1 protein-coding gene is annotated in these 2,901 nt (G+C 69.5%); it reads left to right on the top strand.

Going from position 1 to position 2,901, the window contains the following annotated elements; translation table 11 throughout:
- Nucleotides 1–2,596 (top strand): Lhr family helicase (locus tag V7Q81_RS15505; protein WP_442954860.1); only part of this gene is annotated, 2,596 nt, incomplete at its 5' end.
- Nucleotides 2,597–2,901 lie beyond the last annotated feature (305 nt).

Genomic DNA, 2,901 nt, shown 5'->3' with positions numbered 1-2,901 from the left:
GAACGGGATGGCGGGAGAGGGGGGCGGGACCCGTGCCCTGGAGTGGCTGGTGGAGACGGTGGGCCTCGCTCCCGAAGCCGCCACCCAGCTCGTGGACTATTACGCAACGGCTAAGGCGGCTCTGGGATGCCTACCCCGTCAGGATTGCCTCGTGTTCGAGCGCTTCTTCGACGAGCTCGGGGGGCAGCAGCTCGTCATCCACTCCCCCTACGGCAGCCGGGTGAACCGGGCTTGGGGCCTGGCACTGCGCAAGCGCTTTTGCCGCAAGTTCAACTTCGAGCTCCAGGCCGCGGCCACGGAGGATGCCATTGTCCTATCCCTCACCTCGGCCCACAGCTTTCCGCTGGCGGAGGTAGCGGGCTATTTGAACGCCCAGGCCGTGCGCCAACTCCTCACCCAGGCGCTCCTGGACGCTCCCATGTTTATCACGCGCTGGCGCTGGGTTGCCACCATCGCCCTGGCGCTGCCCCGTTTCAGGGGCGGTGCCAAGGTCTCACCCCAGCGCCAGCGTCTGGCGGCGGAGGATCTGCTGGCGGCGGTTTTCCCGGACCAGGTGGCTTGTGGCGAGAATCTCGTGGGCGACCGGGAAATTCCCGACCATCCCCTAGTGCGGCAGGTGATTGCCGACTGCTTGTTCGAGGCGATGGACGTGGAAAGCCTGGAGCGACTGCTCGCTGCCCTGGCCCGGGGGGATGTACAGGTGATCGCCCGGGATCTTACCTCGCCTTCGCCCTTGGCATTGGAAATTCTCTCCGCTCGGCCCTACGCCTTCCTGGACGACGCCCCCCTAGAGGAGCGGCGTACCCAGGCGGTGGCCAGCCGGCGCTGGCTGGATCCCCAGACGGCCGCCGACTTGGGGCGGCTCGACCCGGAAGCCATCGCCCGAGTGCGGGAGGAGGCCTGGCCCGAAGCCGAAACGGCGGACGAGTTGCACGATGCCTTGCTTTGGCTCGGCTACCTGCGGGACGCGGAGGTGCAACGGCAGCCTTCCTGGCGCGCCCTGCTGGACACGCTCGCCCGGGAGCGGCGCGCCGGACGGCTTGAATTGGGCGGTGCGAGGGGAGGGCTATGGATCGCCGCCGAGCGGCTGCCCCAGTTCCAAGCCCTATACCCCGAGCGGGTACTCACGCCTCCCCTGGAAGCGCCTCGGGAGTCCGCAACCGGGACCGGGTCGCCCGAGGAGGCGCTGACGGAGATCGTGCGGGGGCGGTTGGAGGGGTTGGGACCGGTCACCGCAGGGGAGTTGGCGGCGGCTGGCGCCCTGCCGACGGACCAAGTGGAAGGGGCCCTCGCCCGGCTGGAGGCCGAGGGCTTTGCCCTGCGCGGGCGCTTCACTCCCGGCGCAACGGAGGAGGAGTGGTGCGAGCGTGGACTCCTCGCCCGCATCCACCGCTATACCCTGAAGCGCCTGCGCAACGAAATCCAGCCCGTGGCGAGCGGTGATTTCCTGCGCTTTCTCCTGCGCTGGCAGCGTCTTGCGCCCGGCGAGCGGATGGCGGGGCCCGACGCGGTGGCGGCGGTGATTGCTCAGTTGGAGGGGTTCGAGGCACCGGCCATTGCCTGGGAGTCGGAAATCCTGCCTGCCCGGGTGGCCGGCTACGATCCGGTTTGGCTCGACGACCTGTGCCTGGCGGGCCGGGTGGCGTGGATGCGGGTGGATGCCCAGCGGCTTGCCTCCGAGCGGGAACGGGTGGCTGGGCCGGTGCGGAGCACCCCGGTGACCCTGGTCTTGCGCCGCCACTTGAACCACTGGGCCAAGCTCGCCCCCAAGATCGATGCGGCCGCGCTTCGCTTGAGCGCCCGGGCGCGGGCCGTCCTGGACCATCTCGCCACTCGCGGCGCCTCGTTTTTCGACGAGATCGTGGACGGGACCCGGCTGCCGCGCACTTATGTGGAAGAGGCCTTGGGGGAGCTCACCGCCTGGGGGCTTGCGAGCTGCGACAGCTTCGCGGGCCTGCGGGCTTTGTTATTGCCCGCTGGGCGGCGCCGGCCCATGGGCGGGGCAGGGGAACGCCGGCGGCGCACTGCCTTGTTCGGCATCGAGGATGCGGGCCGCTGGACGCTCGTGGGCCGGCTGGGAGAATCGGCTGCTCGCTCGGGTGCGGGTTTCGACCCCCAGGCCGTGGAGCATGCCGCCCGCACCCTGCTCAAGCGCTACGGGGTGGTGTTCTGGAAGCTGGTTTACCGGGAGGCCGACGTTCTGCCGCCGTGGCGGGAGCTGCTGCTCGCCTACCGCCGCCTGGAGGCCCGAGGCGAGATCCGAGGCGGCCGCTTCGTCGAGGGTTTTTCCGGCGAGCAGTTTGCCCTGCCCGAGGCGGTGGGGTTGCTGCGGGATACCCGGCGAGAGGAAAAGCACGGTGAGCTCGTGTGCGTAAGCGGTGCCGATCCCCTCAACTTGGTGGGCATTCTGGTGCCCGGACCGCGGGTGACGGCCCTCGCCACGAACCGGGTGCTCTACTGCGATGGGGCAGCGCTGGCCGTACTGAGCGCGGGTGAGGCGCGTTTCCTGGAGAAGCTGCCCGCCGCCCGTCAGTGGGAGCTCGCCAATGTGCTGACGAAGAGCCATGCGCCGCCCGCCCTCGCCCGGCTGCTCTGAGAGGCTCCCTGCAGGGACAAGGCCTGCGCCCGAGGGACGGCGGGGGCGCCCTCGCCAAGAAAAAAAGCGGCGTGCTTTGGTGCGAAAGAGGCAGCCGAGCGGCGGTTCCAGCACTCGCTCTTTCGCGGCGTGAAGGCGATCAAGCTCAATCTCGACGCTTTCCAGCGCTGGGCGGCGCTCGTTGTCCTTGAGCGAGGCTCCACGGTTGGCATCCCCGCTTCGCGGCGCAAGGACGCTTTGCACAAACGCGAATTCGGGGAAGATCCGGAAGGAGCGCTACGCGGAAGCAGCCGCGGGCCCAAGGG

Source organism: Pelomicrobium sp. (assembly GCF_036803785.1).
In the GTDB taxonomy this organism is placed as follows: Bacteria; Pseudomonadota; Gammaproteobacteria; order Burkholderiales; family UBA6910; genus Pelomicrobium.
This window is presented reverse-complemented; position numbering and strand designations above follow the sequence as displayed.